This is a genomic window from Rhabdaerophilum sp. SD176 (genome assembly GCF_030143245.1).
GTDB lineage: Bacteria > Pseudomonadota > Alphaproteobacteria > Rhizobiales > Beijerinckiaceae > Rhabdaerophilum.
In genome coordinates, this window is record NZ_JARJNS010000001.1 from 428,649 (window position 1) to 454,326 (window position 25,678).

Annotated in this window: 28 protein-coding genes; 15 read left to right on the plus strand and 13 right to left on the minus strand. The window is 65.6% G+C overall.

The window, feature by feature from the left end; all coding sequences use genetic code 11:
- Positions 1 to 44: 44 nt before the first annotated feature.
- The 6 genes from P0652_RS02020 to P0652_RS02045 form a co-directional block, all read right to left on the minus strand.
- A complete protein-coding gene (locus P0652_RS02020) occupies positions 45 to 1,352 on the minus strand; it encodes a dihydroorotase (RefSeq protein WP_284177077.1) in 1,308 nt (435 codons plus the stop codon).
- Complete coding sequence (locus P0652_RS02025; RefSeq protein ID WP_284177078.1) at positions 1,336 to 1,890, minus strand: hypothetical protein; 555 nt, start codon at positions 1,888 to 1,890, stop codon at positions 1,336 to 1,338. Before P0652_RS02025 ends, P0652_RS02020 begins: the two co-directional genes overlap by 17 nt.
- Position 1,891: 1 nt before the next feature.
- The gene (locus P0652_RS02030; RefSeq protein WP_284177079.1) at positions 1,892 to 2,107 is read right to left on the minus strand and encodes a hypothetical protein; all 216 of its coding nucleotides are present in this window, start codon (positions 2,105 to 2,107) and stop codon (positions 1,892 to 1,894) included.
- The gene (locus tag P0652_RS02035) at positions 2,100 to 3,044 is read right to left on the minus strand and encodes an aspartate carbamoyltransferase catalytic subunit (RefSeq protein WP_284177080.1); all 945 of its coding nucleotides are present in this window, start codon (positions 3,042 to 3,044) and stop codon (positions 2,100 to 2,102) included. The genes P0652_RS02030 and P0652_RS02035 overlap by 8 nt, the downstream gene beginning before the upstream one ends.
- 62 nt (positions 3,045 to 3,106) lie before the next feature.
- Complete coding sequence (panB, locus tag P0652_RS02040) at positions 3,107 to 3,925, minus strand: 3-methyl-2-oxobutanoate hydroxymethyltransferase (RefSeq protein WP_284177081.1); 819 nt, start codon at positions 3,923 to 3,925, stop codon at positions 3,107 to 3,109.
- A gap of 63 nt (positions 3,926 to 3,988) precedes the next feature.
- The gene (locus P0652_RS02045; RefSeq protein WP_284177082.1) at positions 3,989 to 5,401 is read right to left on the minus strand and encodes a methyl-accepting chemotaxis protein; all 1,413 of its coding nucleotides are present in this window, start codon (positions 5,399 to 5,401) and stop codon (positions 3,989 to 3,991) included.
- A gap of 273 nt (positions 5,402 to 5,674) precedes the next feature.
- Here P0652_RS02045 and topA point away from each other — a divergent pair, with 273 nt between their 5' ends.
- The 6 genes from topA to P0652_RS02075 all read left to right on the plus strand — a co-directional run bounded on the left by topA (position 5,675) and on the right by P0652_RS02075 (position 13,169).
- Positions 5,675 to 8,398, plus strand: a complete 2,724-nt coding sequence (gene topA / locus P0652_RS02050) for a type I DNA topoisomerase (protein WP_284177083.1) — start codon at positions 5,675 to 5,677, stop codon at positions 8,396 to 8,398.
- Positions 8,399 to 8,481: 83 nt separating this feature from the next.
- On the plus strand, positions 8,482 to 8,832 hold the full coding sequence (locus P0652_RS02055) for a CidA/LrgA family protein (RefSeq protein WP_284177084.1): 351 nt from the start codon (positions 8,482 to 8,484) through the stop codon (positions 8,830 to 8,832).
- Positions 8,829 to 9,557 (plus strand): LrgB family protein, encoded by a 729-nt coding sequence (locus P0652_RS02060; RefSeq protein ID WP_284177085.1) that lies wholly within the window; start codon positions 8,829 to 8,831, stop codon positions 9,555 to 9,557. Before P0652_RS02055 ends, P0652_RS02060 begins: the two co-directional genes overlap by 4 nt.
- Positions 9,558 to 9,582: 25 nt before the next feature.
- Positions 9,583 to 11,964, plus strand: coding sequence for a ribonuclease R (gene rnr, locus P0652_RS02065; protein ID WP_284177086.1), 2,382 nt, complete (start codon positions 9,583 to 9,585; stop codon positions 11,962 to 11,964).
- Entirely contained in the window at positions 11,965 to 12,396 is a 432-nt protein-coding gene (locus P0652_RS02070) for a DUF983 domain-containing protein (RefSeq protein ID WP_284177087.1), read from the plus strand. It begins immediately after the preceding gene.
- Positions 12,397 to 12,407: 11 nt separating this feature from the next.
- A complete protein-coding gene (locus P0652_RS02075) occupies positions 12,408 to 13,169 on the plus strand; it encodes an NUDIX hydrolase (RefSeq protein ID WP_284177088.1) in 762 nt (253 codons plus the stop codon).
- 20 nt (positions 13,170 to 13,189) lie between these two features.
- Here the strand turns inward: P0652_RS02075 and P0652_RS02080 are convergent, their stop codons facing one another.
- Positions 13,190 to 13,813 carry a hypothetical protein gene (locus P0652_RS02080; RefSeq protein ID WP_284177089.1) on the minus strand — a complete coding sequence of 208 codons (624 nt, stop codon included), beginning with the start codon at positions 13,811 to 13,813 and terminating at the stop codon, positions 13,190 to 13,192.
- A gap of 115 nt (positions 13,814 to 13,928) precedes the next feature.
- Here P0652_RS02080 and P0652_RS02085 point away from each other — a divergent pair, with 115 nt between their 5' ends.
- Positions 13,929 to 15,083: an MFS transporter gene (locus P0652_RS02085; protein ID WP_284177090.1), complete on the plus strand. Its 1,155-nt coding sequence runs from the start codon at positions 13,929 to 13,931 to the stop codon at positions 15,081 to 15,083.
- A 154-nt stretch (positions 15,084 to 15,237) separates the two neighbouring features.
- The gene (gene rpmG, locus P0652_RS02090; protein WP_284177091.1) at positions 15,238 to 15,405 is read left to right on the plus strand and encodes a 50S ribosomal protein L33; all 168 of its coding nucleotides are present in this window, start codon (positions 15,238 to 15,240) and stop codon (positions 15,403 to 15,405) included.
- 355 nt (positions 15,406 to 15,760) lie between these two features.
- Here rpmG and P0652_RS02095 read toward each other — a convergent pair whose 3' ends face one another.
- Both P0652_RS02095 and P0652_RS02100 read right to left on the minus strand, forming a co-directional pair.
- Complete coding sequence (locus tag P0652_RS02095; RefSeq protein WP_284177092.1) at positions 15,761 to 17,131, minus strand: PleD family two-component system response regulator; 1,371 nt, start codon at positions 17,129 to 17,131, stop codon at positions 15,761 to 15,763.
- 14 nt (positions 17,132 to 17,145) lie between these two features.
- Complete coding sequence (locus P0652_RS02100; RefSeq protein WP_284177093.1) at positions 17,146 to 17,511, minus strand: response regulator; 366 nt, start codon at positions 17,509 to 17,511, stop codon at positions 17,146 to 17,148.
- 199 nt (positions 17,512 to 17,710) lie between these two features.
- Between P0652_RS02100 and P0652_RS02105 the strand changes: the two genes are divergently transcribed.
- Complete coding sequence (locus P0652_RS02105) at positions 17,711 to 18,010, plus strand: DUF3572 domain-containing protein (protein ID WP_284177094.1); 300 nt, start codon at positions 17,711 to 17,713, stop codon at positions 18,008 to 18,010.
- 9 nt (positions 18,011 to 18,019) lie between these two features.
- On the opposite strand, the gene P0652_RS02110 is transcribed toward P0652_RS02105, so the two are convergent.
- Positions 18,020 to 18,856 carry an EipB family protein gene (locus P0652_RS02110; RefSeq protein WP_284177095.1) on the minus strand — a complete coding sequence of 279 codons (837 nt, stop codon included), beginning with the start codon at positions 18,854 to 18,856 and terminating at the stop codon, positions 18,020 to 18,022.
- A gap of 248 nt (positions 18,857 to 19,104) precedes the next feature.
- Between P0652_RS02110 and P0652_RS02115 the strand changes: the two genes are divergently transcribed.
- The 6 genes from P0652_RS02115 (at position 19,105) to P0652_RS02140 (ending at position 23,193) form a co-directional block, all read left to right on the plus strand.
- Entirely contained in the window at positions 19,105 to 19,575 is a 471-nt protein-coding gene (locus tag P0652_RS02115) for a RidA family protein (RefSeq protein WP_284177096.1), read from the plus strand.
- Entirely contained in the window at positions 19,575 to 20,333 is a 759-nt protein-coding gene (locus P0652_RS02120) for a glycerophosphodiester phosphodiesterase family protein (protein ID WP_284177097.1), read from the plus strand. The genes P0652_RS02115 and P0652_RS02120 overlap by 1 nt, the downstream gene beginning before the upstream one ends.
- A gap of 49 nt (positions 20,334 to 20,382) precedes the next feature.
- Positions 20,383 to 21,735 (plus strand): GNAT family N-acetyltransferase, encoded by a 1,353-nt coding sequence (locus P0652_RS02125; RefSeq protein WP_284177098.1) that lies wholly within the window; start codon positions 20,383 to 20,385, stop codon positions 21,733 to 21,735.
- A gap of 179 nt (positions 21,736 to 21,914) precedes the next feature.
- On the plus strand, positions 21,915 to 22,256 hold the full coding sequence (locus tag P0652_RS02130) for a hypothetical protein (RefSeq protein WP_284177099.1): 342 nt from the start codon (positions 21,915 to 21,917) through the stop codon (positions 22,254 to 22,256).
- Between the two features lie 86 nt (positions 22,257 to 22,342).
- On the plus strand, positions 22,343 to 22,765 hold the full coding sequence (locus P0652_RS02135; RefSeq protein ID WP_284177100.1) for an HIT family protein: 423 nt from the start codon (positions 22,343 to 22,345) through the stop codon (positions 22,763 to 22,765).
- Positions 22,762 to 23,193 carry a hypothetical protein gene (locus P0652_RS02140; RefSeq protein WP_284177101.1) on the plus strand — a complete coding sequence of 144 codons (432 nt, stop codon included), beginning with the start codon at positions 22,762 to 22,764 and terminating at the stop codon, positions 23,191 to 23,193. Before P0652_RS02135 ends, P0652_RS02140 begins: the two co-directional genes overlap by 4 nt.
- Here the strand turns inward: P0652_RS02140 and P0652_RS02145 are convergent, their stop codons facing one another.
- The 3 genes from P0652_RS02145 to P0652_RS02155 all read right to left on the minus strand — a co-directional run bounded on the left by P0652_RS02145 (position 23,194) and on the right by P0652_RS02155 (position 25,589).
- Positions 23,194 to 23,562, minus strand: coding sequence for an AzlD domain-containing protein (locus P0652_RS02145; RefSeq protein WP_284177102.1), 369 nt, complete (start codon positions 23,560 to 23,562; stop codon positions 23,194 to 23,196).
- Positions 23,559 to 24,323, minus strand: a complete 765-nt coding sequence (locus P0652_RS02150; protein WP_284177103.1) for an AzlC family ABC transporter permease — start codon at positions 24,321 to 24,323, stop codon at positions 23,559 to 23,561. The genes P0652_RS02145 and P0652_RS02150 overlap by 4 nt, the downstream gene beginning before the upstream one ends.
- A 90-nt stretch (positions 24,324 to 24,413) precedes the next feature.
- Positions 24,414 to 25,589, minus strand: a complete 1,176-nt coding sequence (locus P0652_RS02155; RefSeq protein ID WP_284177104.1) for an E22 family MetX-like putative esterase — start codon at positions 25,587 to 25,589, stop codon at positions 24,414 to 24,416.
- Between the last annotated feature and the right edge of the window lie 89 nt (positions 25,590 to 25,678).

Consider the following 25,678-nt stretch of genomic DNA (forward strand, 5'->3'; position numbering starts at 1 on the left):
ATCCCTCCGGATTTCTTCTCTGCCCCGGCAGCGGGGATCCTGCGTTACGAAAGGCGATGCACGACACGCCCCGCCACCAACGTGGCAAAGACCTTGCCTGAAAGCCGCGCCTCGTCAAAGGGCGTGTTCTTGCACCGGGAATGCAACCCGGCGGCATCCACCACCCAGGGGTAGTCCCGGTCCAGAACGATGAGATCGGCCGGCGCCCCCCGCGCCATCCGGCCCGTCTCCAGCCCGGCCAGCCGGGCCGGGGCCGCACTCATCGCCTCCAGCAGGCGCTTCAGGCTGATCAGCCCGGCCTCGACCAGCTGCAAGCCGGCCGAGAGCATGGTTTCCAGCCCGATGGCGCCCGGCTCGCATTCTGCAAAAGTCAGGCGCTTGGTTTCAACATCCTGGGGGTTGTGGTCGGAGACGATGATATCGACCAGCCCCTCGGCCAGAGCCTCGACCATGGCCAGCCGGTCCTCTTCGCTGCGCAGCGGCGGGCGGAGCTTCAGGAACGTGCGGTAACCGCCGATATCCATTTCGTTCAGCGTCAGATGGTTGATCGAGACGCCGGCCGTCACCGGCAGGCCGGCGTGCTTGGCCCGGCGGATCACCTCGAGGCTCTCGCGGCAGGTGATCATCGCGGCGTGGTAGCGCCCGCCCGTGAGCTGGACCAAACGCATGTCGCGCTCGAGCATGATCGTCTCGGCCGCACGCGGAATGCCCGGCAGGCCGAGCCGCGTCGCGAACTCGCCCTCGTTCATCACGCCCTCGCCGACAAGGTTCGGATCCTCGACATGGTGGATCACCGGCATGTCGAACATGCGCGCATAGGTCAGCGCCCGGCGCATGACCTGGGCATTGGTGACCGGCCGGTCACCATCCGTCACCGCCACGGCGCCGGCCTCCTTCAGCAGGCCGATCTCGCTCATCTCCTGCCCGCGGCACCCCTTGGTGAGTGCGGCTGCGACGCGAATATGGACGATACCGGTATCCCGCGCGCGGCGCAGCACGAAATCCACCACGGCAGGATCATCGATCACCGGCGAGGTATTCGGCTGCGCGACCACGGTCGTCACCCCACCCGCCGCCGCCGCCTCGGAGGCGGAACGGAGCGTCTCGCGGTATTCCTCGCCCGGCTCGCCGATAAAGGCCCGGAGATCCACCAGCCCGGGCAGGACAAACCGCCCCGCGCAGTCAAGGACATCCGCATCCGCCACGCTCCCGGGGGCGGCAAGATCCGACGAGAAATCCGCGATCCGCCCGCCGGAGACGAGCACGCCGCCGGGCGATTCGAGGCCTGTCACCGGATCGAGCAGCCGCGCATGGACCAGATGCAGGGGGCGGGGCTCAGTAGCGGTCATCATCGTCTCCGTTGCGCGCCTGCCGCACCGCCGTGATCAGGCGGAGCGTCGCGCCGAGGCTGTAGAGCCCGAGAATGGCGATCAGCACGGTCGGCATCACCACAAGCAGCCATTGCGCGACCGGCCAGGACAGGAGAACCTCGCTCGCGCCATGGATCGCATAGCGCAGGTAGAGCGCGGTGCCGAGGCAGAGCAGAACCGCCAGCGAGAACCGGTAGATGAAGCCGAACAGCAGTGCAAGGATCAGGAACACGGCGCCGTCGAGGCTGATCAGCCGGTGAAAGGCCGCCTGCGACTGCAGGTAGAAGGAGAGCCAGCCGCTCTGCGCGCCCTGCCCGGGGCCGATGACGAACTGGTCCAGCACTTCGAGAATTCCAGCAGCCAGGAAGGGCGAGAGCAAAGCCGCGACGCGCCAGGGCGTGCCGGCCTTGCCGATCAGCCATATCCAGATCGACACCGCCACCGCCAGCCCCCACCGGAAGGCCGTGGATTGCGTCAGCGCGATGAGGAGGTCGCTGTAAAGGGCCTCGAGCGCCACCATGTCAGCGCTTCCGCGAGGCCCGGGAGCGCGCGAGGAAGACGTCAAGAACCTCGAGGAAGAGCAGCAGCCCGCCGATCACCCCGATCGAGATCCAGCCCTTCTGGCTCGTCAGCCCACCCATCATGACAACGATCACCAGCAAGCCGCCGAGCAGGATCCGGCGCGGCCAGCGCGCCATCAGGATCAATTCGAAAAGATAGCCGATGAAATCACTCATTGGGCAACCGCCGCGCCAGCGCCTCCAGCACCGCCATGCGGACGGCGACGCCCATCTCCACCTGCTCGCGGATCAGGCTTTGCGCACCATCGGCGACATCCGAGGCGATCTCGACGCCGCGATTCATCGGCCCGGGATGCATGACGAGCGCATCCGGCTTCGCATAGGCGAGCTTCTCGCGGTCGAGGCCGTAATAGTGGAAATATTCCTGCACGCTGGGCACATAGGAGCCGTTCATGCGCTCCCGCTGCAGCCGCAGCATCATGACGATATCCGCGCCTTCCAGCGCCTTGCGCATATCGGTGAAGACCTCGACACCGTAGCGCTCGACACCCATGGGCAGCAGGGTCGGCGGGCCGCAGAGCCGGACGCGCGCGCCGAGCGCCTGCAGGCAGATGATGTTCGACCGGGCCACCCGGCTATGGGCGATATCGCCGCAGATCGCCACGACGAGCCCCTCGATCCGCCCCTTGTTGCGGCGGATGGTCAGCGCGTCAAGCAACGCCTGGGTCGGGTGCTCATGGGCGCCGTCGCCGGCATTGACGACCGAGCAATCCACCTTCCGCGCCAGCAGATGTACCGCCCCTGCGGAATGATGGCGGACGATGATGATGTCCGGCCGCATCGCATTGAGCGTCATCGCCGTGTCGATCAGCGTCTCGCCCTTCTTCACCGAGGAATTCGCCACCGACATGTTCATCACATCGGCGCCGAGCCGCTTGCCGGCCAGTTCGAACGAGGATTGCGTGCGCGTCGAGGCCTCGAAGAACAGGTTGATCTGCGTCCGGCCGCGGAGCGAGGACTTCTTTTTCTCGACCTGACGCGAGATCTCGACCTCTTCCTCGGCGAGGTTGAGCAGCCCCTCGATATCGGGCCGCGACAGACCCTCGATCCCGAGGAGGTGACGATGCGGGAAGACGAATGCCGATGCGCTCATGGTAAGAATCCGGCATAGAAGCTTGCCTGCCTCCCCGCAAGCGCAGCTTCCGGTTATCCTCGTCAATCCTTGCGCGGATAGGTGTGTTCCGGTGCTGGAAAGCGCCGTTCGCGCACCTCCGCCGCATAGGCGGCCATGGCGGCATCGACCGCCGCCCCCAGTTCCGCATAACGCTTGACGAATCGCGGCGGGCGCTCGGTCAGGCCAAGCATGTCGTCGAGCACCAGCACCTGCCCGTCACAGGCCGCCGAGGCGCCGATCCCGATTGTCGGCACCGCAACCTTTTGCGTGATCTCCGCCGCGAGCGGTTCTTCCACCGCCTCGATGACGATGGCGAAGGCGCCGGCCGCCGCAACGGCCTCGGCATCGGCGAGGATTTTCGCCCGCTCGCCCTCCGACCGGCCGACCGCACGGAAACTGCCGAGGACATGGATCGCCTGCGGCGTCATGCCGACATGGGCCATGACGGGGATGCCGCGCTCGCCCAGAAAGGCGATCGTCGCGGCCATCCGCACCCCGCCCTCGAGCTTCACCGCGCCGGCGCCGGTCTCCTGAAGGATGCGGGCGGCGTTGCGGAAGGCCTGTTCCGGGCTTTCCTCGTAGGTCCCGAAAGGCATGTCGACCACCACCAGCGCCTGGCGCGAACCACGGACCACCGCCGCGCCATGCAGGATCATCATGTCGAGCGTGACCGGCACGGTGGAAGGCAGGCCGTGATGGACCATGCCGACACTGTCGCCGACGAGCAGCATATCGGCATGGGCATCGACCAGCCGTGCCATGCCGGCCTCATACGCCGTGACCATGACAAGCGGCGTGCCGCCCTTGCTCTCCCGGATATGGCGCGCCGTCCGGCGCCTGATCCCGTCCTTGACCGGCATGGAAGCCTCCCCCGAAAAAGGTCGAGGCTTACCGAAGCCGGGGCGTCCGGACAATCTCCGCGATCAGGCCGCGCGCGCCACGGCATCGGCAATGCGCTGGATTCCGTGATCGGCATCACGGGTCAGGCGCGCGACATCGTCGACAATGCTGGCAATCATCTCGACACCCAGGGCCGCATCCTGCATCCGGGACGACATATCTGCCGTCACCGCGGCCTGCTCTTCCACCGCGGCTGAAATACTGATCGTGAAGCCGCTCATGTCGGCAATCGTCCCCGCGACACCCTCGATGGCGTCCTGCGCAAGCTGGCTCGAGGCCTGGACCGCCACAATATGGTTATGGATCTCCCGGGTTGCCACCGCGGTCTGCCCGGCAAGCGCCTTGACCTCGGAAGCCACGACAGCAAAGCCCTTGCCCGCTTCGCCGGCGCGGGCCGCCTCGATCGTGGCATTCAGGGCGAGAAGGTTTGTCTGACGCGCAATCTGCTCGATCAGGTTCACGACACCGGCAATCCGGTCAGCATCCTCGAGCAGTGCCTGCATGATCGAGATCGCGTTCCGGGATTTCTCGACCGCCCCCGAACTCACCGTGACGGATTTCAGCACCTGCTGCCCGATCTCGTCGATCGACGATTTCAGTTCCGATGACGAAGCCGCGATCGCGCTCAGATTGGCCGAAGCCAGTGCAATATTCTCGGCGCCGGATGTTGCCTGGGCGCTGGTACTGGCCAGGGATTCGCCGATATGCAGGACGCTGTCATGCACGGCATCCCAGAGCCCCATGCGCCGGTTTTTGGCGCGGATATTTCCGGTGACATCCGCCGCCATGCAAAGAATGCCAATACGCTGGCCGAGCGCATCATAGGCAGGCTGATAGCTGGCCTCGAGCCAGATATCGCTGCCATTGGATGACCTGTACCGGTTCTGGCCGCTGATGATCTTGCCGCCCCGCAGATCCGTCCAGAACACCGCGTAGTCGGGCCCCTCCAACCTGTCCGGATGGCAAAGTTGACGGTGGTTCAGAGCGGAAGCGGATTCGCGGGCAAATCCCATCGTGTCGAAAAAGCGGTCATTGGCGTCGACAAGGTTGCCGTCGAAATCAAACCGGATCGTCATGCGCTGATGATCGACCGCCTTTCTCAGGCTGACGAGTCCGGCATGGTCCTCGCACTCGGCGCTGATGTCGAGTCCCGAGAAGACGAATTCCGGCCGACGCTTACGGCCAGCCCGGATCGCGACGGCGCCTTTCACCCACAGGCAACGCCCGTCATGACGCCGAAAGGCGAGCGTGAAGGGTTGCTGCTTTCCCGCTTCGGCAGCCCTGCATGCATCCTGCCAGGTGATCATCTGTTCGGGAGAGGCAAGCAGGGCCTCGAGCGGCTTGCCGGCCAGAGTGTCGCCGGGAAAGCAAAGAGCGGCGTGAAACGCTGCGTCTGCCGCCAGCAGCGACCTGTCGGCTGAAACCGAACAGCTCATTATGACTGACGATGCTGGAGTCGACGCCGCAGGTGAGAAGATTTTCAGCATAGACTAACCGGACATGGTTTGAACGCCGTGACGAGGTTTGGACGAAACAGATTTAGATATCGTTCATACAGTAAGCGGCAGCAGGCCTGCGGGCGCCTTTCCCGTGCGGCAGGACCTGTGCCGGCAGGGCATCGCCGCCTCCCTGTCCGGGCCGGACCACAACCCCATTTGACAAACGGGGCGCGCGCCGCCACTTATCCCGGCCGTTCGGAAGGGACATCCATGGAAAACCGGGTCGTCATTGTCGAGTCGCCGTCAAAGGCGAAGACGATCAACAAATATCTCGGGCGTGGCTACGAGGTCATCGCCTCCTATGGTCATGTCCGTGACCTGCCGTCGAAGGATGGCTCGGTGGATCCCGACAACGATTTCGCCATGATCTGGGAGGCGGATGGCCGCGGCGCGAAGCAGATTGCCGCCATCGCCAGCGCCGTCAAGGATGCCGACCGCGTCATTCTCGCAACCGACCCGGATCGCGAGGGCGAGGCCATTTCCTGGCATCTGCTCGAAACGCTGCGCGCCCGCCGTGTCCTGAAGGACAAGCCGGTCGAGCGCGTTACCTTCAACGCCATCACCAAGGATGCCGTCGCCGCCGCAATGGCCAATCCGCGCCAGATCGACCAGGCTTTGGTCGATGCCTATCTCGCCCGCCGGGCATTGGATTACCTCGTGGGTTTCCAGCTCTCGCCGGTGCTTTGGCGCAAGCTGCCGGGCGCCCGCTCTGCCGGCCGGGTGCAATCGGTGGCGTTGCGGCTGGTCTGCGACCGCGAGGCCGAGATCGAGCGCTTTGTCACCCGCGAATACTGGTCGCTTGTCGCCCGGCTGGCGACGCCGCGCGGCGAGGAATTCGAGGCGCGGCTGGTCGGCGCCGACGGGAAGAAGATCAACCGGCTCGATATCGGCTCGGGCGCCGAGGCCGAGGCCTTCAAGGCGGCCCTGGCCGAAGCACGCTTCACCGTGGCCGCGCTCGAAGCCAAGCCGGCCAAGCGGCACCCGTTCCCGCCCTTCACCACCTCGACCCTGCAGCAGGAAGCCTCGCGCAAGCTTGGCTTTGCGCCGGCCACCACGATGCGGGTCGCCCAGAAGCTCTATGAGGGTGCAGATATCGGCGGCGAGACCACCGGCCTCATCACCTATATGCGAACCGACGGCGTCGATATCGCCCCGGAAGCCCGGGCGCAGGTCCGGGCCTTCATCGGCAAGGCCTTCGACAAGGATTACCTGCCTGAAGCGCCCCGCGCCTATTCGACCAAGGCGAAGAATGCGCAGGAAGCGCATGAATGCATCCGGCCGACCGATGCGTTCCGGGTGCCGAAATCCGTCCGGCCCTACCTTTCGGACGACGAGTTCCGCCTGTACGAGCTGATCTGGAAGCGGACTATCGCCAGCCAGATGGAAAGCGCGCGGCTGGAACGCACCACGGCGGATATCCTCGCCGAGGCCGGGCCGCGCCGGCTGGAGCTGCGCGCCACCGGGCAGGTCGTCCTGTTCGATGGCTTCCTTGCGCTCTACACCGAAACCTCGGATGACGAGGAAGACGAGGAAAACCGCCGCCTCCCGGCCATGAGCCGCGGCGAGGCCCTGGCGCGCAAGGCGCTGAACGCGACCCAGCATTTCACCGAACCGCCGCCGCGCTATTCCGAGGCCAGCCTCATCAAACGCATGGAAGAACTCGGGATCGGCCGGCCCTCGACCTATGCCGCAACGCTCGCTGTCCTGCGCGATCGCGAATATGTGAAGATCGAGAAGAAGCGCCTCGTCCCCGAGGACAAGGGCCGCATCGTGACGGCTTTCCTCGAGAGCTTCTTCGCGAAATATGTCGAATACGATTTCACCGCCGATCTCGAGAATGATCTCGACCGCATCTCGAATGCGGAAGTGGACTGGCGCTCCGTGCTCCGGGATTTCTGGCGCGATTTCAAGGCCGCCATCGAGAGCGCCAAGGAGCAGCGCACGGCGACGGTGCTCGACGGGCTCAACGAGCATCTCGGCCCGATGCTGTTCCGCGATCGCGGCGATGGCACCGATCCGCGTATCTGCCCGAAATGCAGCAGCGGCCAGCTCTCGCTGAAACTCGGCAAGCTCGGCCCCTTCATCGGCTGTTCCAACTACCCCGAATGCCGCTTCACCCGTCCGCTTTCCGTTCCGAACGGCGAGGATGGCGAGGCCGAAGCCGGCGCTTCCGGCCCGCAGGTGCTGGGGACCGATCCGGCTTCGGGGCTCGAGGTCACGATCCGCGACGGGCGTTTCGGCCCGTATGTCCAGCTCGGCGAGGGCGAGAAGCCGAAGCGCGCCTCGCTCGCCAAGGGCATGACGATCAAGGATACCGACCTTGAAAAGGCGCTCTCGCTCCTGTCGCTGCCGCGCGAGGTTGGCCGCCACCCGGAGAGCGGCGAGGTTATCCTGGCCGGGATCGGACGCTACGGTCCCTATGTCCAGCACGGCAAGACCTACGCCAATCTCGAGGGCCTCGACGATGTCTTCACCGTGGGGATCAACCGCGCCGTCGATCTGATCGCCACGAAGGAAGCCGGCGGTGCGCGGCGTTTCGGAAGGAATGCCGCAAATGCCGGCCGCATCATCGGCCAGCATCCGGATGGCGGCGACATCTCCGTCCGCGATGGCCGCTATGGGGCCTATGTGAACTGGGGCAGCGTGAATGCCACCATCCCCAAATCCGCCAACAAGGACGAGATCACGATGGAGGCCGCCCTCGGCCTGATCGCGGCCCGGATCGAGGCGACGGGCGGCGTGGCGAAGCCGGCGCGCGGCAAGGCCCGGGCCGCGCCGAAGGCTGCCGCCAAATCGGCACCCAAAGCAGCCGGCGAGAAAAAGGCGGCAACCGGCAAGACCCCGGCCAAAGGCAAGACCCCGGCCAAAGGCAAGACCCCGACCAAGGCTTCGGCCAAGGGCAAGGGCACGGGCTCGGGCAACACCGAGACCTGACCGCATCATCAGGGCGGGAAAACTCCCCTGGCCTGTCCCTCCCCGCCGGGGCGTGAAACAATCCGCGCCGGGGGGACGATTCGATGCTCGAAGGCCTGACGATCCTGATTTTCCTGCAATTCACCGGCGAGCTGATCGCCGGGGTGACGCGCCTTCCGATCCCCGGCCCGGTCATCGGACTTGCGCTGCTGGCGGGCTTCGCGCTCTGGCGCGGGCGGATGCCCGAGCCGGTGATCGTCGCCGGCGACGCGATCCTGCGGCACCTCTCGCTGCTCTTCGTGCCGGCCGGCGTCGGCCTGATCGCCTTCGGTGATCGCCTGGCCCGCGAGGGCCTGCTGATCGTGATCGTGCTGGTCCTCTCCACGGCCATCACCATGACGGTGACGGCCCTCGTCTTCCGGGCTCTGACGCGGGATGACGGGGACGCGGCATGACCCTGCGCAGCCTCGACCCTTCCGCCTTCTGGATCTATCTCGCCGAGCAGCCGCTCTTCTTCCTCGCGATCACCCTCGCCGCCTATCTCGTCGGCGACCGGATCGCCGCCGCCACGCGCCGCCATCCTTTGGCCAACCCGGTTCTGATCGCCATCCTGCTTGTCGGCACAGCCCTGCTGGTCTCGGGCACCTCCCATGCCCGCTATTTCGAGGGCGCGCGCTTCGTCCATGTGCTGCTCGGCCCGGCCACCGTGGCGCTGGCCCTTCCGATCTGGCGCAACCGTGCCCTGATCGCCCGGCATTGGCGGGCCATCGGTGCCGCGCTCGGGATCGGCGCGCTGGTGGGTATCGGCAGTACGCTGATCCTGGCCCGGCTTCTCGGCCTGTCCGGCGCCACGCTTGCCTCGCTGGCGCCGAAATCGGTGACAGCCGCCATCGCCATGGGCATTGCCGAGCAGGTCGGCGGCACTCCGCCGCTCACCGCCGTCCTCGTCATCGCCACCGGCATTCTCGGGGCGGTGATGGTCACGCCGCTGATGAACCTGCTCCGGATCCGCGATTATGCCGCGCGCGGCTTCGCCGTAGGGATCGCCGCCCATGGCATCGGCACCGCGCGGGCGCTTCAGGTCAACGAGAAGGCCGGCGCCTATGCCGCCCTCGGCATGGCGCTGAACGGGCTGGTCACAGCCATTCTCGTGCCGCTGCTGCTCTTCCTCTTCCGATAGGGCGCGGGCTGTGCGAGAAGGAGGCATGTCGCGCTTGCCCCGCTCCCTGGCCCCCCGCCGGCAACCGAAATCTCCGGAATCACGGCCCTTTCCAAGCCGCGAGGAGATCCTCGCCTTCATTGCCTCGGCGAAAACCAAGGTCGGCAAACGGGAAATCGCCCGCGAATTCGGGATGAACCCCGCCGCCAAGATCATGCTCAAGCGCCTGCTGAAGGAATGGGAGGCCGAAGGCACGCTGGAACGCAAGCGTGGCGCGCTGCATTCGGCTGGCCAGCTTCCGCCTGTGGTGGTAGCGGACATTATCGGCCGGGATGTCGACGGCGACTTCATCGCGATTCCCGCCGAATGGGATCCCTCGCGCGGCGAGCCGCCCCGCATCGTGCTGCCCCTGCCCCGCCGTTCGCGCGAACAGGGCCCGGCACCGGGCATCAACGACCGCGTGCTGATGCGCGTCGAGCCCGCCGACGAGGAGGATGGCCCGGATTACACCGGCAAGGTGATCAAGGTCCTGTCCAACCAGGCCAAGCGTGCTGTCGGAATTTTTCGCGCCGACAAGGATGGTGGCGGACGCCTGATCCCGATCGACAAGAAAGCCAAGGGCGTCGAGATCCTGATCCCGCCCGGCCAGTCGGCCGGCGAGGCCGAGGATGGCGACCTGATCGCCGTGGAAATCGGTCGCGACCACCGGCTCGGGCTCAAGACCGGCCGCGTGCGCGAGCGGCTCGGATCGACCAAAAGCGAGCGCGCCATCTCGCTGATCGCGATCCACACGCATGAAATCCCGCATGTCTTTTCGGAAGCAGCCCTGCGCGAGGCGGAGCAGGCCGAGGAGGCCACGCTTGCCGGCCGCGAGGATTGGCGCCCCATCCCGCTGATCACCATCGACCCGGCGGATGCGAAGGACCATGACGATGCCGTTCATGCCGAGCCGGATCCCGATCCGGACAATCTCGGCGGTTTCATCCTGCATATCGCCATCGCCGATGTGGCGCATTACGTCCGGCCCGGCTCCGCGCTGGACCGCGAGGCGCTGACCCGCGGCAACTCTGTCTATTTCCCGGACCGCGTGGTGCCGATGCTGCCGGAGCGGATCTCGAATGATCTCTGCTCGCTCAAGCCGCTGGTCAACCGCGCGGCACTCGGGTTGCGGGTGGTGATCAGCGCGCGCGGCGAGAAGCGCGGCCATTCCTTCCACCGCGTGCTGATGCGCTCGGCTGCCAAGCTCGCCTACCAGCAGGCCCAGACCGCGATAGACGGCACGCTAGATGATATCACCGGCCCGCTCATCAAGCCGGTCCTGACCCCGCTCTGGCGCGCCTACGAGGCGCTCAAGATCGCCCGCGATGCCCGCGAGCCGCTCGAACTCGATCTGCCGGAACGCAAGCTCGTGCTCGACGTGCAGGGTCATGTGGCCGATGTGATCGTACCGCAGCGGCTGGATGCGCATCGCCTGATCGAGGAATTCATGATCCTCGCCAATGTCTGCGCGGCGGAAACCCTCGAAAAGGCGCGGATCCCGCTGCTCTACCGGATCCATGACAACCCGAGCCTCGAGAAGATGCAGGGGTTGCGCACCTTCCTCGAGAGCATCGCCATCTCCCTGCCGAAGCAGGGCGCGCTGAGGCCGGACCTGTTCAACCGCATCCTTGCGCGAGTGAAGGACGGCCCGAATGCCACGCTCTGCAACGAGGTGATCCTGCGTTCGCAGGCCCAGGCCGAATACAGCCCCGACAATATCGGCCATTTCGGCCTCAACCTCCGTCGCTACGCGCACTTTACCTCCCCGATCCGCCGCTATTCGGACCTGATCGTCCATCGCGGGCTGATCCGCGCGCTCGGCTTTGGCAAGGACGGCCTGCCCGACATCACCGTCGAGGCCATGCGCGAAATCGGCGCGCAGATCTCGGCCGCCGAACGCCGCGCCATGGCAGCCGAACGCGAGACGGTCGACCGGCTGATCGCGCTCTACCTCGTCGATCGCGTCGGCGAGAGCTTCCGCGGCCGTATTGCCGGCGTGACGCGGGCGGGGCTGTTCGTCAAACTGGACAAGACAGGCGCCGATGGCTTCATCCCTGCCGGCAGCCTCGGCGACGATTTCTTCCGCCATGATGAGGCCGCCCATGCCCTGACCGGCGCGCGGACAGGCGAAAGCTATCGCCTCGGCGACAGCGTCAATGTCCGGCTGGTCGAGGCCCAGCCCATGGCCGGCGCGCTGCGCTTTGAAATGCTGAGCGAGGGGCGCTACGTCAAGGTCACGCGCGGCAAGGGCCGAAATGGCAAGATGAGCAGCACCAAGCCGGCCTTGCGCGAGAATGCGGAACATGGTTCAAGGCGAAACGCATTCACAAAACCCGATATGAGCAAGCCGTCCGGTCGGCGCAATCGCCGCGGATGGGTGGAGGACTGAATGGAATACGGCACAAAGGGCGCGGCTGCGCTCGAAAAGCGGGACTGGAAGCAGGCCATTGGCCGCGGCTTCCGCTGCACTTGCCCGCAATGCGGGCAGGGCCACCTCTTCGCCAGCTTCCTCAAGGTTGCGCCGGCCTGCGATTCCTGCGGCGAGCAACTGGATGGCCACCGGGCGGATGACATGCCGGCCTATATCACCATCACGATTGTCGGCCATATCATCGTCGGGCTGAACCTGTTCTTCGAGCGTGCGGCTGAATGGCCGATGTGGTGGCACATGGTGCTCTGGCCGGTCCTGACCATCATCATGACCCTGCTCATCATGCAGCCGGTCAAGGGGGCACTGGTCGGCTACCAATGGGCGTTGCGGATGCACGGCTTCGACCCCGAGGGGGACATCCACGAGATCCGAACGGCCGCCAAGCCCTGAAGCCTGCCCGCATGTCCGCCGAAACGCTCCTCTCCGAAGACGAGAAGCTGGCCCGCCTGACGGGCGAGGCCCGCGACCGGCGTTGGGCCAATGTGCGGCCCGTCGATGCCGCTACGCTGATCATCGTGGACCGCACCGGCAAGGAGCCGCGGGTCCTCATGGGCAAGCGGCATCCCAACCACAAATTCATGCCGGACAAGTTCGTCTTCCCCGGCGGCCGGATGGAAAGCCAGGATGCGCGGATCCCGGTCGAAAGTGAATTGCGCGACGAGGTCGTGGCTGCCCTGCTTGCCCGCACGCCGCGGGCCACAGCGCAGCGGGCGCGGCGCCTCGCGCTGGCGGCGATCCGCGAGACCTTCGAGGAAACCGGCCTCGTTATCGGCCTGCCCTGCGCCCTGTCGCGCACCTTGCCGGACGGGCCCTGGCAGGAATTCGCCGCGACCGGCCACCTGCCGGATCTCAGCGCGGTGCACTATCTCGCCCGCGCGATCACCCCGCCGAAGCGGCCGAAACGGTTCGACACCCGCTTCTTCGTCGTGGATTCGGGGGCGATCCGCCACAATGTCGGCACGCGGGTCGGACCGGAGGCGGAACTGACCGAACTCGCCTGGCTGACTTTGCGCGAGACGGCCGATCTGCCGCTTCCCGCAATCACCCGCGTGATCCTGACCGATCTCGATGAGCAGATCCGCGCCGGCATGATCGGCCATCGGCACGCGATTCCGTTCTACTATGAGCGACAGCGCGTCTTCCGGCGTGACCTGATCGACTGATCCGGGCCGGCAACGGGCCTTCAGAACAACCCCTTGGGGATGCTGTCCTCGGCACCGCCGGGCAGCGGCTTGGGCTTGAGCCCTTTCGGCAGCTCGAACAGGGCGACAGGCTGGGTCTCGCGCAGGAGGCGTTGGGCCACGCCCTGCCCGTTGCCGAAATCCACCATGACCGGGATGCCATCGGCTGTCACGCAGAGCGTCTGGCCGCCGGCCGAGAATTCCCGGCAGGATTCGCCGACAATCGTCCGGATCTCGCCGATCTGCTCGGGCTGGAAGGCGCCGATCGGGGCCGTTTTCCCCGCGAAGGCGCCTTTCGTCCCGTTGGCGACCAGCACCACGATATGCCCCTTGGCGAGGTCACGATGCATGGTCTGCTCGGAACCATCCAGCATGTCGATGCGCAGCCGTTGCGTCGCGCCGTGATAGCGGAAACGCAGCATTTTCGAGCCCGGCTGGAGGGTCCAGTCCATCTCGAAATCACTTTTGCCGAACAGGACCGGGTTGCTCGCCTGGGCAAGGGCAGCTTCCGGCAGGAAGGCACAGGCCGCCAGCGCAAGGCCGGCCAACAGCCGGCCCGGCTTTGCGCCGCACCGTCGCAGGAACGACGGAAAACCATGCCAGGAGGAGGACAGGATACGAATCATCCTCGCGAGGGTATGTCCAAACCCGGAAAATGCCGAGACTTTTGACCAAGGCTCACCAAGGATTGCTTCCTGCCCTCGCGAAAGCCACAGTGTCGTCCCGCCGCCGGAGCCTGCCATGACCGAAATCGCCCCGTCCCAGCAACCGCGCGTCATCGCGGCGGCGATCCTGCTGGTCACGCTGGTCGGCGTGTCGCTGGCGCTGTCGAACCCGCTCCTTTCGCTCGAAATGGAGCGCTGGGGCCTGTCCAGCACCATTGCCGGGCTGACGGCCTCGGCCGCCGGGCTCGGTACCGTGCTGGCCGTCCCGCTCGTTCCACGCACGGCCCGCCGGCTTGGCGTCCCGCTGACGCTCGGCCTCTCGCTGGTCGCGGCTTCGGGCGGCATGATCCTCTTCTGGCTCTGGCAGGATGTCTGGGCATGGACGGCCCTGCGCTTCCTGCTGGGCTGCGCGATCGGCGTGGTCTTCACGCTGTCGGAATTCTGGATCAATGCCGCTGCCGATCCTGCCCGGCGCGGCACGATCATGGGCATCTATGCCACGGCGCTCTATGCCGGATTTGCCAGCGGCCCCCTGCTGCTCGCCCTCTCGGGCACGACCGGCTTTGCGCCCTATGCCCTCACGGCTTTGCTGATCGCCCTCGGCCTGATCCCACTGCTCCTCGCCGGAAAGAATACGCCGCGCGTCGACCAGCCGGCCTCGCATTCCGTCCTGCGCTTCGTGATTGCCGTGCCGACCGCGACGTTCGGCGCCCTCATCTTCGGCGCGGCGGAAACAGGAATCATTGTCCAGTTGCCGGTCCACAATGTCCGGCTCGGCTACCCGGAACAGGATGCTGCCCTGCTCCTCTCCGCCTTCACGCTCGGCAATGTGCTGATGCAGATGCCGCTCGGCTGGCTGTCCGACCGGATGGACCGGCGGGTGCTGCTGTTCATCCTCGCCACGAGTTCAGCCCTTCTCGCCCTGACCTTGCCATTCGGGCCGCCGGGCTTCTGGTCGTTCTCTTTCCTGCTCTTCCTGCTCGGCGGGGCCTCCGGCGCGATCTACACCGTCGGGCTTGCGCATCTCGGCGCGCGTTTTTCGGGGGCTGATCTCGCGGCCGCCAATGCCGCCTTCGTGCTTCTGTATTCGGTGGGGCTGATGATCGGCCCGCCGGTGATCGGCCTGGGCATGGACCATCTCGGCCGTCTCGGCCTGCCGGTGGCAATGACGGCCATGTTCGGGCTCTATGCCCTGCTGGTCCTCGCACGGATGCGCAGCGGCCCGCGATGAGCGCGCTGCACTTTCTCGGCTCCAGCCCGACCGTTTGGGCTTGACTTGGGCTCGGCTTTCCGCAATACGACCGTCCGGTGCTGGGCTCTTCGCCCGGCTATTCGTTTCACGCGATGTGCGGGCCAACAGGGCCCAGTTCTCGCCGGAGGTTCCCATGGCCAAGGCCACCACGATCAAGATCAAGCTGCTGTCGACGGCGGATACGGGCTATTTTTACGTCACGAAGAAGAATGCCCGCACGGCCACCGAAAAGCTGGCCTTCAAGAAGTATGATCCGGTTGCCAAGAAGCACGTGGAATTCAAGGAAACCAAGATCAAGTAAGGTGGATTTCCACCGCCTGACGACCAGGGCGCCGCAAGGCGCCTTTTTTGTTGCCCGGAATTCAGCCGCGTTTCCGTTTCCGGCGTCGGTTCAGGGCCGGGTAGCGGGCGTGGCGATTTCTCGGGAGATTTTTCTAGGCACCCCCGGAAGCTTGGTTCCGGAAGGGTGGCCGGCCCAGAAAGGAAGACGAGGAGGCAACTCACTCCCCTTCTGAGCCGGCCGAACCTCGTGGGACGCAGGAGATGCGGCGGACCTGAACATCCCGCGAGGGATTCCTGTGCCACGCAGGCAGGCGCGGCAGAACCCTCAGGCTAAGCGAGTCGCGGGGAGAAGCAAGAGGCCTTGCGGTCTGCCGTCACGCAGCGATGCGCACGCAGTTCCGACCGGCGCGCTTGGCTTCGTACATGGCTTTGTCGGCGTTCTTGAACAGCGAATCCCCGCTGCGCAGCGAGGCTCCAGCCGTGGCCACACCGATCGAGGCGGTCACGCGGAGCGTCTTCGTGCCGTTCGCCACGGAAAAGGGTTGATTGTCGATTGACTGGCGGATGCGTTCCGCCACGCGCTGGGCGGCGAAAGGCTCGGTATCGGGCATGGCGACAACAAACTCCTCGCCGCCGAACCGGGCAACGATGTCGATGCCGCGCACTGCCTGTCGCAGACGTTCCGCGCATTCACGGAGCACCTCGTCGCCGACATCATGGCCATGCTGGTCATTGATCGACTTGAAGTGATCGAGGTCGAGCACCAGAAGGGAAACCGCGGCCCCGCGGGCTGTATCATCGGCCAGCAGGCTCTGGAGCTGCGTATGAAGGAAGCGGCGATTATGCAGCTTCGTCAGCGGATCGACGATGGCAAGTTCCATCGAAGCGCGAAGATTGTCGCGCAGGCGCTCCTGATAGCGCCATTTGCGGATCTGCGTCGTCACCCGGGCGATCAGCTCGTTCCGGTCGATCGGGCGGATCAGATAATCATTGACGCCCATATCGATCGCCCGGGTCACCAGCGGATCGCTGATCGCTTCCGCGAGGACGAGAATCGGCAGGTTGCGCAAGCCATTGTCCGAACGGATCTGCGAGATCAGCCGCAGCGGATCGGCCTCGTGGAGGCCGAGACTGATGATCGCGACATCATATCCGCCCTCCTGCACCTGCTGGAGGACGTTCTGCGCATGGGCCTCGATCTCGACGACATGATGCTGCTTCAGCGCAGCGCTCATCCGGTCAGCGGCATTCGCGCGGTCTTCCACCAGCAGGATGCGCCCGTTCTGCCCGTCTTCAGCCGCCGCCATCGAAAGCGGGTCCGGCAGGCCGAGGCCCTGGGTGCCGGCCGCGCGGGCACGCAACTCATCGGTCAGGTGCTTGAGCCGCACCAGCGAGCGGACGCGGGTCAGCAGGGCGAGTTCGTTGATCGGCTTGGTCAGGAAATCATCGGCGCCGGCCTGAAGCCCGGTCAGGCGATCGGAGGGGCTGTCCAGCGCGGTGACCATGATCACGGGGAGATGCGCGGTCTGCGGGGCGGATTTCAGCCGCCGGCAGACCTCGTAGCCGTCCATGCCGGGCATCATCACGTCGAGCAGCACGACGTCGCATTCGCCGCGCTCGCAGATATCCAGCGCCTGCGGGCCCGACATGGCCGTGAGCACGGTGAAGTACTCGGCCGTCAGCCGCGCTTCGAGCAGGCGGATATTCGCGAACACATCGTCGACGATCAGGACGCGTGCGGTCATGCCGATTTCAACCCTTACCCGATAAAGCTTCGCACAGTCTCGATGAACTTCGCGACCGAGATGGGCTTCGAAAGATATCCCTCGCAGCCCGATTCGCGGATCCGCTCCTCATCGCCCTTCATGGCAAAAGCCGTGATCGCGATGACGGGAATCGGCCGCATGTCATCGTCCTCCTTGAGGAGTTTGATGACATCGATGCCGGACACTTCCGGCAGCTGGATATCCATCAGGATGAGGTCGGGGCGATGCGTCCGCGCCAGTTCAAGCCCTTCAAGGCCCGACCTGGACTTGAGCGTCGCATAGCCATGCGCTTCAAGCAGATCGTTGAAGAGCTTCATGTTGAGGTCATTATCCTCAACGATCAGAACTTTCTTGCTCATCCCCGACCGCCTGAACCCGAAATCCCCGGCCGCCCGAAAACAGGGCTGCCCAATTCGTGTTCACCCTAGCCAGCAACCCTGAATCAATCTGTAATCCGCCCGGGATGCTACCCCGGTGTGCCCCCCTTCGGCAAAGATGGTTTAAAGTCACTTTCCGCGACCGGATGCTGGCCGGCCTTTCAACAGGGAGACCCGAAAGATGCGCCTGAAGAACAAGGGACCGGATGCGGAGGCCCTGGCCATCGACGCGCTGGGTTTCCTCGCCGAAGACATGGAGCGGCTCGGCCGCTTCCTCGCGCTGACAGGGATCGATCCGGCCCGCCTGCGCGAGGCCGCCGCCAATCCCGGCTTTCTCGCTTCTGTTCTGGATTATCTTGGGCAGGACGAGAGCCTGGTTCTTGCCTTCGCCGCCAACCGTCAAGTCCGCCCTGAATGGATCGCCACGGCACAACGCCAGTTGGCCGGAGCCGCGCCCGGCCCCGGCGATTTCCGGGGCTGATGGCGGAATTCAGCGCGTGCAGGCTTCTTCCGGCAGCGGCTCGTAGCGCACGGCCTTGGCGGCGAGCGAGAATTCGGGGAACTCGAACAGGAGGTCGCTGACGACGCCATTGGCGAAGGTCACGCTCTTCATCGTATAGACGGGCACGCGATCCCCCGGGCCGCCATCGAAATAGGCCATGGAAACCGGCCAGCGCGGCACTTTCTCGAGGCTGGAAACCTGCAAGGCGGGCTCCAGCCGCCGGTTGCGGTCGCCCTCGAGCTTCGGCCCGATCGAGGCCACCGTCTCGAACACCTTCTCGCCGCCCTCGGAACCGTCGAAGAGCCGCGCCTCGTAGCGGCGCTCGCCCTTCAGGGCCGCCTCGACCAGCTGGATCATCATGGCCGAGGGGAACAGGATATTGCCGTCAAAATCCCCCTTCTTGCCGCGTGGCTTCTTCATCGCCACCGAGACCGAACCGTCCCGGACCCGCTGGGCCTCGCCATCGGCATCGCGCGTGGTCCGGCCGTTGACATCGTTCTTCACGGTGAACCGGAAGCGCTTGCCAGCCCCCTCCTCCCAGAGATTGACCCGGAAATCGAGGTTCCGGCTCTGCCCGTCCGAATCGGCCAGTATCGTCGCCTGCCGGAAATTCGTGACGAAGCCATCGCAGCGGTTACCGGTGAATTCGAGGGCCATCAGCCCGGAAGCCGCGGTGAGCGCCGATCCGCTCCGCCCGCCAAGGGTGATCTCGTAGGCAATGCGATGCGGCTGCAGCTGGACGCCGCCGGGCGGCACGCCCTGGGCGAATGCTGGCGCGGCCGCCAGCAGCGGCACCAGAAGCGTAGCGGCGAGAAGGCGCTGCATGATTCGTTTCAAGTCCAGTCTCCCTCGAGCACTGTCAGGGTGAGGCCGCGGCGGGTTCCGATCAAGGAAATTCCTGGCCATCGGCTTTGTTACCGGTACGAGGGAACCGTTCGGAGATGGCGAAAATCCGGCGGGAATTCACACATCCGCGTGATCGCCCCCCTGCCCTTCGCTGCCCGCTTGCGATAATCGGAATGCGGTCCGGCCGGCTTTCGCCAGCGCCGCCCGCCATCCAGACAGAGGTTGTCATGTCCGATATTGAAAATCGCTTGCGCGAAGCTGGAATTGTCCTGCCCGCCCCGGTGCCGCCGGTGGCAAATTATGTGCCCTGGCGGATCAGCGGCTCGTTGTTGATCATTTCCGGCCAGGTCTGCCTTGGCACGGATGGGAAACTCGCGGAGCGTCACAAGGGCAAGCTCGGCGGCGCGGTGACGATGGAAGCCGGCGTGGAGGCGGCGCGGTTCTGCGCGATCAACGTTCTCGCCCAGGCCAAGGCGGCGCTCGGCTCGCTGGACCGCCTGCGCGGATGCCTCCGTCTCGGTGGCTTCATCGCGGCGACGCCCGATTTCATCCCGTTGCCGCAGGTGATGAACGGCGCCTCTGACCTGATGGTCGAGGCACTTGGCGAAGCCGGCAAGCATGCCCGCTCGACGATCGGCGTGCCCGTGCTTCCGCTCGACTGCGCCGTCGAGGTCGAGGGCATGTTCGAGATCGCCTGATGTATACGCCCTTGCCCCTTCCCGCTGGCTTTCTCGATCGCCCGATCGCCCATCGTGGTTTCCATGATGCGGCAGCCGGCCGGCTCGAAAACACGCGGGCAGCCTTCGTTGCGGCGATCGAGGCCGGCTATGGCATTGAATGCGACATCCAGCTCAGCGCGGATGGCGAGGCCGTGGTCTTCCATGACTTCACGCTCGACCGGCTGACCGTCGAAACCGGCCGGGTCGATGCCCGGCCGGCAGCTGCACTCGCAGCGATTCCGTTCCGCCGTGGCGAGCACGGCATCGAGTCTCTCGCGGCCCTGCTGGCACTGGTCGCCGGAAAGGTGCCGCTGGTTGTCGAGGTCAAGAGCCGCTTCAACGGTGATGATACTCTGGCCCGGGCGGCTCTGGCCGTCCTCCAGGGCTATGCCGGCCCGGCGGTTCTGAAATCCTTCGATCCCGGCGTGCTGGTCGCCTTGCGCAAGGCCGGCGCGCAAGTGCCGCTCGGCATTGTCGCGACCTCTTCCTATGACGATCCCGAGGCTGGCCTCGACGAAGCCGGAAAGTTCCGGCTGGCCAATCTCCTGCATCTGCCGGAATCAGAGCCAGATTTCGTGTCCTGGAACCAAGCCGCAATTCCCAGCGCCGCGCCCTTCCTCAGCCGCTTCGGGCTCGGCCTGCCGCTGATGAGCTGGACGGTGCGCGACCAGGCAACGGCGGACCGCCTGCGCCCGCATGTAGACCAGATCGTCTTCGAAGGATTTACCCCGGCTTGACGCAACCGCGCCCCTTGGTTCGGGGCGTTCGGGCGTTACATGGAGAGGCATGACACCGAAGCCGCCCAGCCTTTCCATCGAGGTGCTGACCAGCCTGTCCGAGGTGCCGGCCACCGAATGGGACCGGCTGGCTCTTGGACCGCGCAAAGCAGAAAAATCCTGTGCGGCCAAAGCCTTGGACGCCGCAGCGGAATCAGGCGCGGAAGTGCCTGTGGAATCGGAATGCGAGCCCGCTGAATCCGCGTCGCAGGCGCCGGATTCATCACCGGAAGAAGCGGAATCCCTGCCTGAACTTCCGGAATCCGCCTCTGAGATAGACCCGGATAACCCTTTCATATCCCACGCTTTTCTCAACGCGCTGGAGGAATCCGGCTCGGTCGGCGGCCGCACGGGCTGGACCCCGCTTCACCTGCTCGTCCGGGACGCCGGAGGCCACCCGGTCGGCGCAATGCCGCTTTATGCCAAGGCGCATTCGCGCGGCGAATATGTGTTCGACCACGCCTTCGCAGAGGCCTATCACCGCGCCGGCGGGCACTATTACCCCAAGCTCCAGATCTCGGTGCCCTTCACGCCGGCCACCGCGCGCAAGATCCTGCTCGCGCCCGACGCACCGGAAGCAGCCGTGACCGCCGCGCTGGCGACCGGTCTCGACACGCTGCTCGGCCGGATCGAAGGATCCTCGATCCATGCGACATTCCTCACCCCGGCGGACCGCGCCCGCTTCGAAGCGGCCGGCTACCTTTTGCGATCGGACCAGCAATTCCATTTCTTCAATGCCGGTTATGCCAGCTTCGACGATTTCCTCGCCGATCTCGCCTCGCGCAAACGCAAGGTCCTGAAGCGCGAGCGCCGCGAGGCACTGGCCGAGGGCATCACGGTCGATTGGCTGACGGGCCCGTCACTGACAGAAGCCCATTGGGACGCGTTTTTCGCCTTCTACATGGATACCGGGAGCCGGAAATGGGGCACGCCCTATCTCACCCGGGCGTTCTTCAGCCGGATCCACGAAACCATACCCGAGCGCATCCTGCTGATCATGGCGAAACGGGCCGGCCGCTACATCGCCGGAGCGCTGAGTTTCATCGGCGGCAACACGCTTTATGGCCGGAACTGGGGCGCCATCGAGCATCACCCCTTCCTGCATTTCGAACTCTGCTACTATCAGGCGATCGATTTCGCACTCGCGCATGGCCTCCGCCGCGTCGAGGCCGGCGCGCAGGGCGAACACAAGCTCGCGCGGGGCTATCGCCCGGTCAAAACCTGGTCCGCCCATCGTTTCGCCGATGCCGGCCTTGCCCGCGCGGTGGCGGATTACCTGCGCCGCGAACGGCACCATGTCGATCAGGCCCAGGACGAACTGGAAGCCTTCACGCCCTTCCGGCGGGGCACGGGACCGGGTTGAAAACCGGATGCTCCCAAAGCCTTTGTTCCTTGTGGAAATCGATCGATGTGCGATCACGCACATTCACCCTGATTGAACCGGCGCATTGTCAGCCTGCATTCATCGGCGCAGACTGAACATGTCGATGCTGACAACCTTCGCCATCGGGTGGCGGCGAAAGAGCAGGAGAAGGATAGACCATGGAACAGATCGAAAAATCCCGCCTTGACCGCCGTGGCGCCCTGAAGGCGCTGTTCGGCTTCGCCGTCGTTGCCGCCGGAGCCACCGCCCTGATGGCCCCGACCGCCGCCGAAGCGGCCCCCGCCCTGAACCCGGAAGGCGCCCTCCCGGAAGCCGAACCGGCTGGCCTGCAGGATATGGCCCCGGACAGCGAATTGCCGGAATCGGAGCAGACCCAGTATTACTATTATCGCCGCCCGGTTCGCCGCCGCGTCGTCTATTATCGCCCGGTCCGCCGCCGTGTCGTCTATGTCCGGCCGCGCCGCCGCGTTTACTACGTCCGCCGCCGCCGCTATTGGTAAGCAAGGCGGAACGACCGGCTCAGGGGCGGCTTCGGCCGCCCTTTTCATGTCGCCTGCCTTGCCACCGGAACTTTCAGGACCTGCCGATGCCTTATGATCCCGACAACATCTTCGCGAAGATCCTGCGTGGGGAAATTCCCTGCCACAAGGTCTTCGAGGATGAGGCTGTGCTCTCCTTCATGGACATCATGCCCCGTTCGCCCGGGCATCTGCTGGTCATCCCGAAAGTGCCCGCCCGCAACCTGCTCGACATTGCGCCGGACGATCTCGCGGCCTTGATCCGCCGCGTGCAACGCATTGCGCTGGCGGCGAAGGAAGCGCTCGGGGCCGAGGGCATCACGCTACAGCAATTTTCGGAAGCCGCCGGCGGGCAGGAAGTCTTCCACCTGCATTTCCACATCCTGCCGCGCTGGGAAGCCCAGCGCATGACGCCCCATCCCGCACCGCGCGGCGATATGGCCGTGCTGGCGGAGCAGGCTGCGCGCATCCGGGCCGTTCTCGGCCAGTGAACCCTCGCAAGGCCATCCTGCTGGCCGGCTTCATGGCGCTTGGCGCGCCGGCAGGGGCCCAGGAACCGCGGGATGAACCGCGCGAGATCGTCCGGCTCATCGCCTGGCGCTACACGCTTGGCCCGCCACCGGATCCGGCAAGCCTGCCGTTGGTCGACCGGCTCCTCAGGGCCCTCGCCCGGGCTGATATCGATGGCGACGTGGTGATGCGGAACCCGGAAAACAGGATGGAGCAGGCCGAGACCGGCTGGTCGCAGCGCATCGACCACCAGCGTGTCCGCCTTGTCCTGCGCTTCCGCGAGAAAGGCCAACCCGGCGAGGTCGAATTCCTGTTCGACCGCGCCTCCGGCCCGTGGCTGATCACGGATATCCGCAACCGCGACGGCCGTTCGCTGCGCAAGCTGTTGCAGATCCCGGCTCCGCTTTGATCAGCCGGTCGCCAGCAGGGCGGCGCTGACCAGCACGATCTCGCCGATAATGACCCCGGCCAGCATCGACTTGCGGAAAGCGAAAAAGGCGAGGATGCCGGCACCGAGCGCTCCCCAGCGCCAGAAAACCGGCACAACCGCCAGCGCGCCCGATGGAACGAGCAGCAGCTTTGCCACGACACCGGCCAGCAGGGCTGTGGCCACAGCCCGCACCCAGACGAGGATTTCCGCATCCTCCGACAGGCCCCGGACGAGGAAGACCGAAGCCCAGCGCCAGATCTCGCTCGGCAGGAAGCCGAACAGGATCACCACGAGATAGGGCCAGAGCCCGCCGCTCCAGTGTTCGAGGGCCGCAAGCGTCGCGGTCATGCGCCGGCCCCACCGTCGCGCCGCGCCCGCTGGAGGCGATGGATCGCATAGGCCAGCGTACCCATGCCGATCCCGCCGACCATCAGGTCGAAACCCGCCGGCACGACCAGGGCCACCAGCGGCGCGGCGCCAAAGCCCAGAACCAGCGCCAGCCAGTCGACGCTCTGCCGCACCCCGGCCGCCAGCGCGACGGTGAAATAGATCGGCGAGGTGAAGAGCAAGCCGGCCGCCAGCGCGGGCGGAAGCTTGGCGATCAGGTAATATCCGGCGCCGGTCGAGAAGGCCGCTGCCAGCATCACGGTCGAGGCGAAGGCGAGAAAATACGGAATGCGCTCCGGCTTGGGCATGCCGGGCAGCCGCCGCATCCCCTCGACCCAGGCCGTCACTGCCACGAAATGCGCAAGGATCAGCAACAGCCAGGTCGGCGTGCCCTTCCGGGCCGGCTGCCCGTCCCGCGCAGGGACGGCCGGCTCGCGCATCAGCGGCAGGATCGACATGCACATCGGCACGAAGCGGATGGACGAGACGCAGATCGCCACGGCGATCAGCGGCAGCGCCACGCCGGCGGCGATGGAGCCGAACAGCACCATCTGCGCCGGCCCGGCCCAGACCAGCAAGGTCGAGGCGACGGCGGCGCCCATCGGATAGCCGACATCACGGCACAGCCCGCCAACCCCGATCAGCGAGGCCATCAGCATGAAGCTCGGCAGACCGGCTGCGGCTTTCGCGCCGGCCAGAGCGGCCTGCCGTGCAGTCTTCAAGGGAGGGGAGGAATCGTCGGCCATGGTGGAATGGCGGCGAAGCTAAGCCTCGCCGCCCTTCCCGTCGAGCCGGAAAAATATCCGGGGCCGTTACTTCGCGAGGAAATCGCGGATCTGTGTCTCGACCTGCTTCATCGAAACCACGCCATCGAGATGGCCGCGATCGCCCTTCAGCTGGAGCTGTGTCACCGCAACGCCGGCCTGCCTGAGGCGATTGGCCGTGTCATCCACGCCGCCGGACGGGAAGACGAGATCCTTCGGGGAATGCACCAGCAGGACCGGCGCCTTGATCTTCTTCAGCCCCTCGTCGAGCGTCCCGCCGCCTGTCACGAAAAGCTGGTTGGCCTTGACGAGATAGAGGAAATGGTTCGCATCCGAGACCTTGGCCCGTGCGGCGCCGGCATTGTCGAGAACCTGCTCGATCTGGAAACGCTTGTCGAAGCCGGCCGCCGGGCTCTCGCCCTCCTTCGCCGGCTTGCGGCCGAAGGTCTTGTTCGCCCAGTCCCAGTGATTGGCGTGCAGCGTGACGATCTTGAGCGACTGGGCGAGCCCGTTATTCGGCGGCGTCTTGCCGTAGTAATCACCCTTGTTCCAGTTCGGATCGAGGCGGATCGGCGCTGCCCAGATATCGAGCCAGGCGATCAGGTTGGCATCCGCCTCGCCGAAGGAGATGACCGGCATGGCCCGCGCCACGCGATCCGGATAGGTGGCGGCCCATTCGAAGGTCTGGATGCCGCCCATCGAGGCGCCCGCCACCAGCTGCAGACGGTTGATGCCGAGGCTGTCGACCAGCTGCTTCTGCACCTCGATGAAATCGCGGATCGTGACGATCGGGAAATCCATGCCGTAGGGTTTGCCGGTATCCGGATTGTTCGTCGCCGGCCCGGTCGTCACCGTATTCGGGTCCCCCGTATTGAGGTTGACCAGCGTATCGGATGAAATCACGAAATACTTGTTGGTGTCGATCGCCTTGCCCGGCCCGATGATCGCATCCCAATAGCCGGGGGCGGCGTCGCTCTCCTTGTATTTCCCGGCAGCATGGCTGTTGCCGGAGAAGAAATGGCAGATCAGGATCGCATTGGACTTGTCCGCATAGAGCGTGCCGTAGCTCTCCCAGCCGACCTTCACATTTTTCAGCACCCGGCCAGACTGGGTCATGAAAGTCGGAATTTCGAACGTCTTCTTCTCGGTCAGCAGGGTCTGCGCGCCCGCCGGCGCAGCCACCAGCGAAGCCGCAAGGGCAAATGCCGCAATCAGTCTTTTCATGAGTTCCTCCCTCGCCGGACATGGGCCAACGGCAGGAAGATTTGACAATCTGTCGCAGGCGCCTGTCAACGCACAGCCCGCACCCGAGA

Coding starts and splice junctions, on each gene's coding strand:
- P0652_RS02025 (WP_284177078.1), bottom strand. CDS start 1,890: ATGGTGGCGCTCGAGGCCCTTTACAGCGACCTCCTCATCGCGCTGACG.
- P0652_RS02045 (WP_284177082.1), bottom strand. CDS start 5,401: ATGAGCTGTTCGGTTTCAGCCGACAGGTCGCTGCTGGCGGCAGACGCA.
- rpmG (WP_284177091.1), top strand. CDS start 15,238: ATGGCCAAGGCCACCACGATCAAGATCAAGCTGCTGTCGACGGCGGAT.
- P0652_RS02130 (WP_284177099.1), top strand. CDS start 21,915: ATGGAACAGATCGAAAAATCCCGCCTTGACCGCCGTGGCGCCCTGAAG.
- P0652_RS02095 (WP_284177092.1), bottom strand. CDS start 17,131: ATGACCGCACGCGTCCTGATCGTCGACGATGTGTTCGCGAATATCCGC.
- topA (WP_284177083.1), top strand. CDS start 5,675: ATGGAAAACCGGGTCGTCATTGTCGAGTCGCCGTCAAAGGCGAAGACG.
- P0652_RS02075 (WP_284177088.1), top strand. CDS start 12,408: ATGTCCGCCGAAACGCTCCTCTCCGAAGACGAGAAGCTGGCCCGCCTG.
- P0652_RS02080 (WP_284177089.1), bottom strand. CDS start 13,813: ATGATTCGTATCCTGTCCTCCTCCTGGCATGGTTTTCCGTCGTTCCTG.
- P0652_RS02135 (WP_284177100.1), top strand. CDS start 22,343: ATGCCTTATGATCCCGACAACATCTTCGCGAAGATCCTGCGTGGGGAA.
- rnr (WP_284177086.1), top strand. CDS start 9,583: ATGTCGCGCTTGCCCCGCTCCCTGGCCCCCCGCCGGCAACCGAAATCT.
- P0652_RS02125 (WP_284177098.1), top strand. CDS start 20,383: ATGACACCGAAGCCGCCCAGCCTTTCCATCGAGGTGCTGACCAGCCTG.
- P0652_RS02030 (WP_284177079.1), bottom strand. CDS start 2,107: ATGAGTGATTTCATCGGCTATCTTTTCGAATTGATCCTGATGGCGCGC.
- P0652_RS02035 (WP_284177080.1), bottom strand. CDS start 3,044: ATGAGCGCATCGGCATTCGTCTTCCCGCATCGTCACCTCCTCGGGATC.
- panB (WP_284177081.1), bottom strand. CDS start 3,925: ATGCCGGTCAAGGACGGGATCAGGCGCCGGACGGCGCGCCATATCCGG.
- P0652_RS02070 (WP_284177087.1), top strand. CDS start 11,965: ATGGAATACGGCACAAAGGGCGCGGCTGCGCTCGAAAAGCGGGACTGG.
- P0652_RS02100 (WP_284177093.1), bottom strand. CDS start 17,511: ATGAGCAAGAAAGTTCTGATCGTTGAGGATAATGACCTCAACATGAAG.
- P0652_RS02055 (WP_284177084.1), top strand. CDS start 8,482: ATGCTCGAAGGCCTGACGATCCTGATTTTCCTGCAATTCACCGGCGAG.
- P0652_RS02120 (WP_284177097.1), top strand. CDS start 19,575: ATGTATACGCCCTTGCCCCTTCCCGCTGGCTTTCTCGATCGCCCGATC.
- P0652_RS02110 (WP_284177095.1), bottom strand. CDS start 18,856: ATGCAGCGCCTTCTCGCCGCTACGCTTCTGGTGCCGCTGCTGGCGGCC.
- P0652_RS02085 (WP_284177090.1), top strand. CDS start 13,929: ATGACCGAAATCGCCCCGTCCCAGCAACCGCGCGTCATCGCGGCGGCG.
- P0652_RS02020 (WP_284177077.1), bottom strand. CDS start 1,352: ATGATGACCGCTACTGAGCCCCGCCCCCTGCATCTGGTCCATGCGCGG.
- P0652_RS02060 (WP_284177085.1), top strand. CDS start 8,829: ATGACCCTGCGCAGCCTCGACCCTTCCGCCTTCTGGATCTATCTCGCC.
- P0652_RS02155 (WP_284177104.1), bottom strand. CDS start 25,589: ATGAAAAGACTGATTGCGGCATTTGCCCTTGCGGCTTCGCTGGTGGCT.
- P0652_RS02115 (WP_284177096.1), top strand. CDS start 19,105: ATGTCCGATATTGAAAATCGCTTGCGCGAAGCTGGAATTGTCCTGCCC.
- P0652_RS02145 (WP_284177102.1), bottom strand. CDS start 23,562: ATGACCGCGACGCTTGCGGCCCTCGAACACTGGAGCGGCGGGCTCTGG.
- P0652_RS02105 (WP_284177094.1), top strand. CDS start 17,711: ATGCGCCTGAAGAACAAGGGACCGGATGCGGAGGCCCTGGCCATCGAC.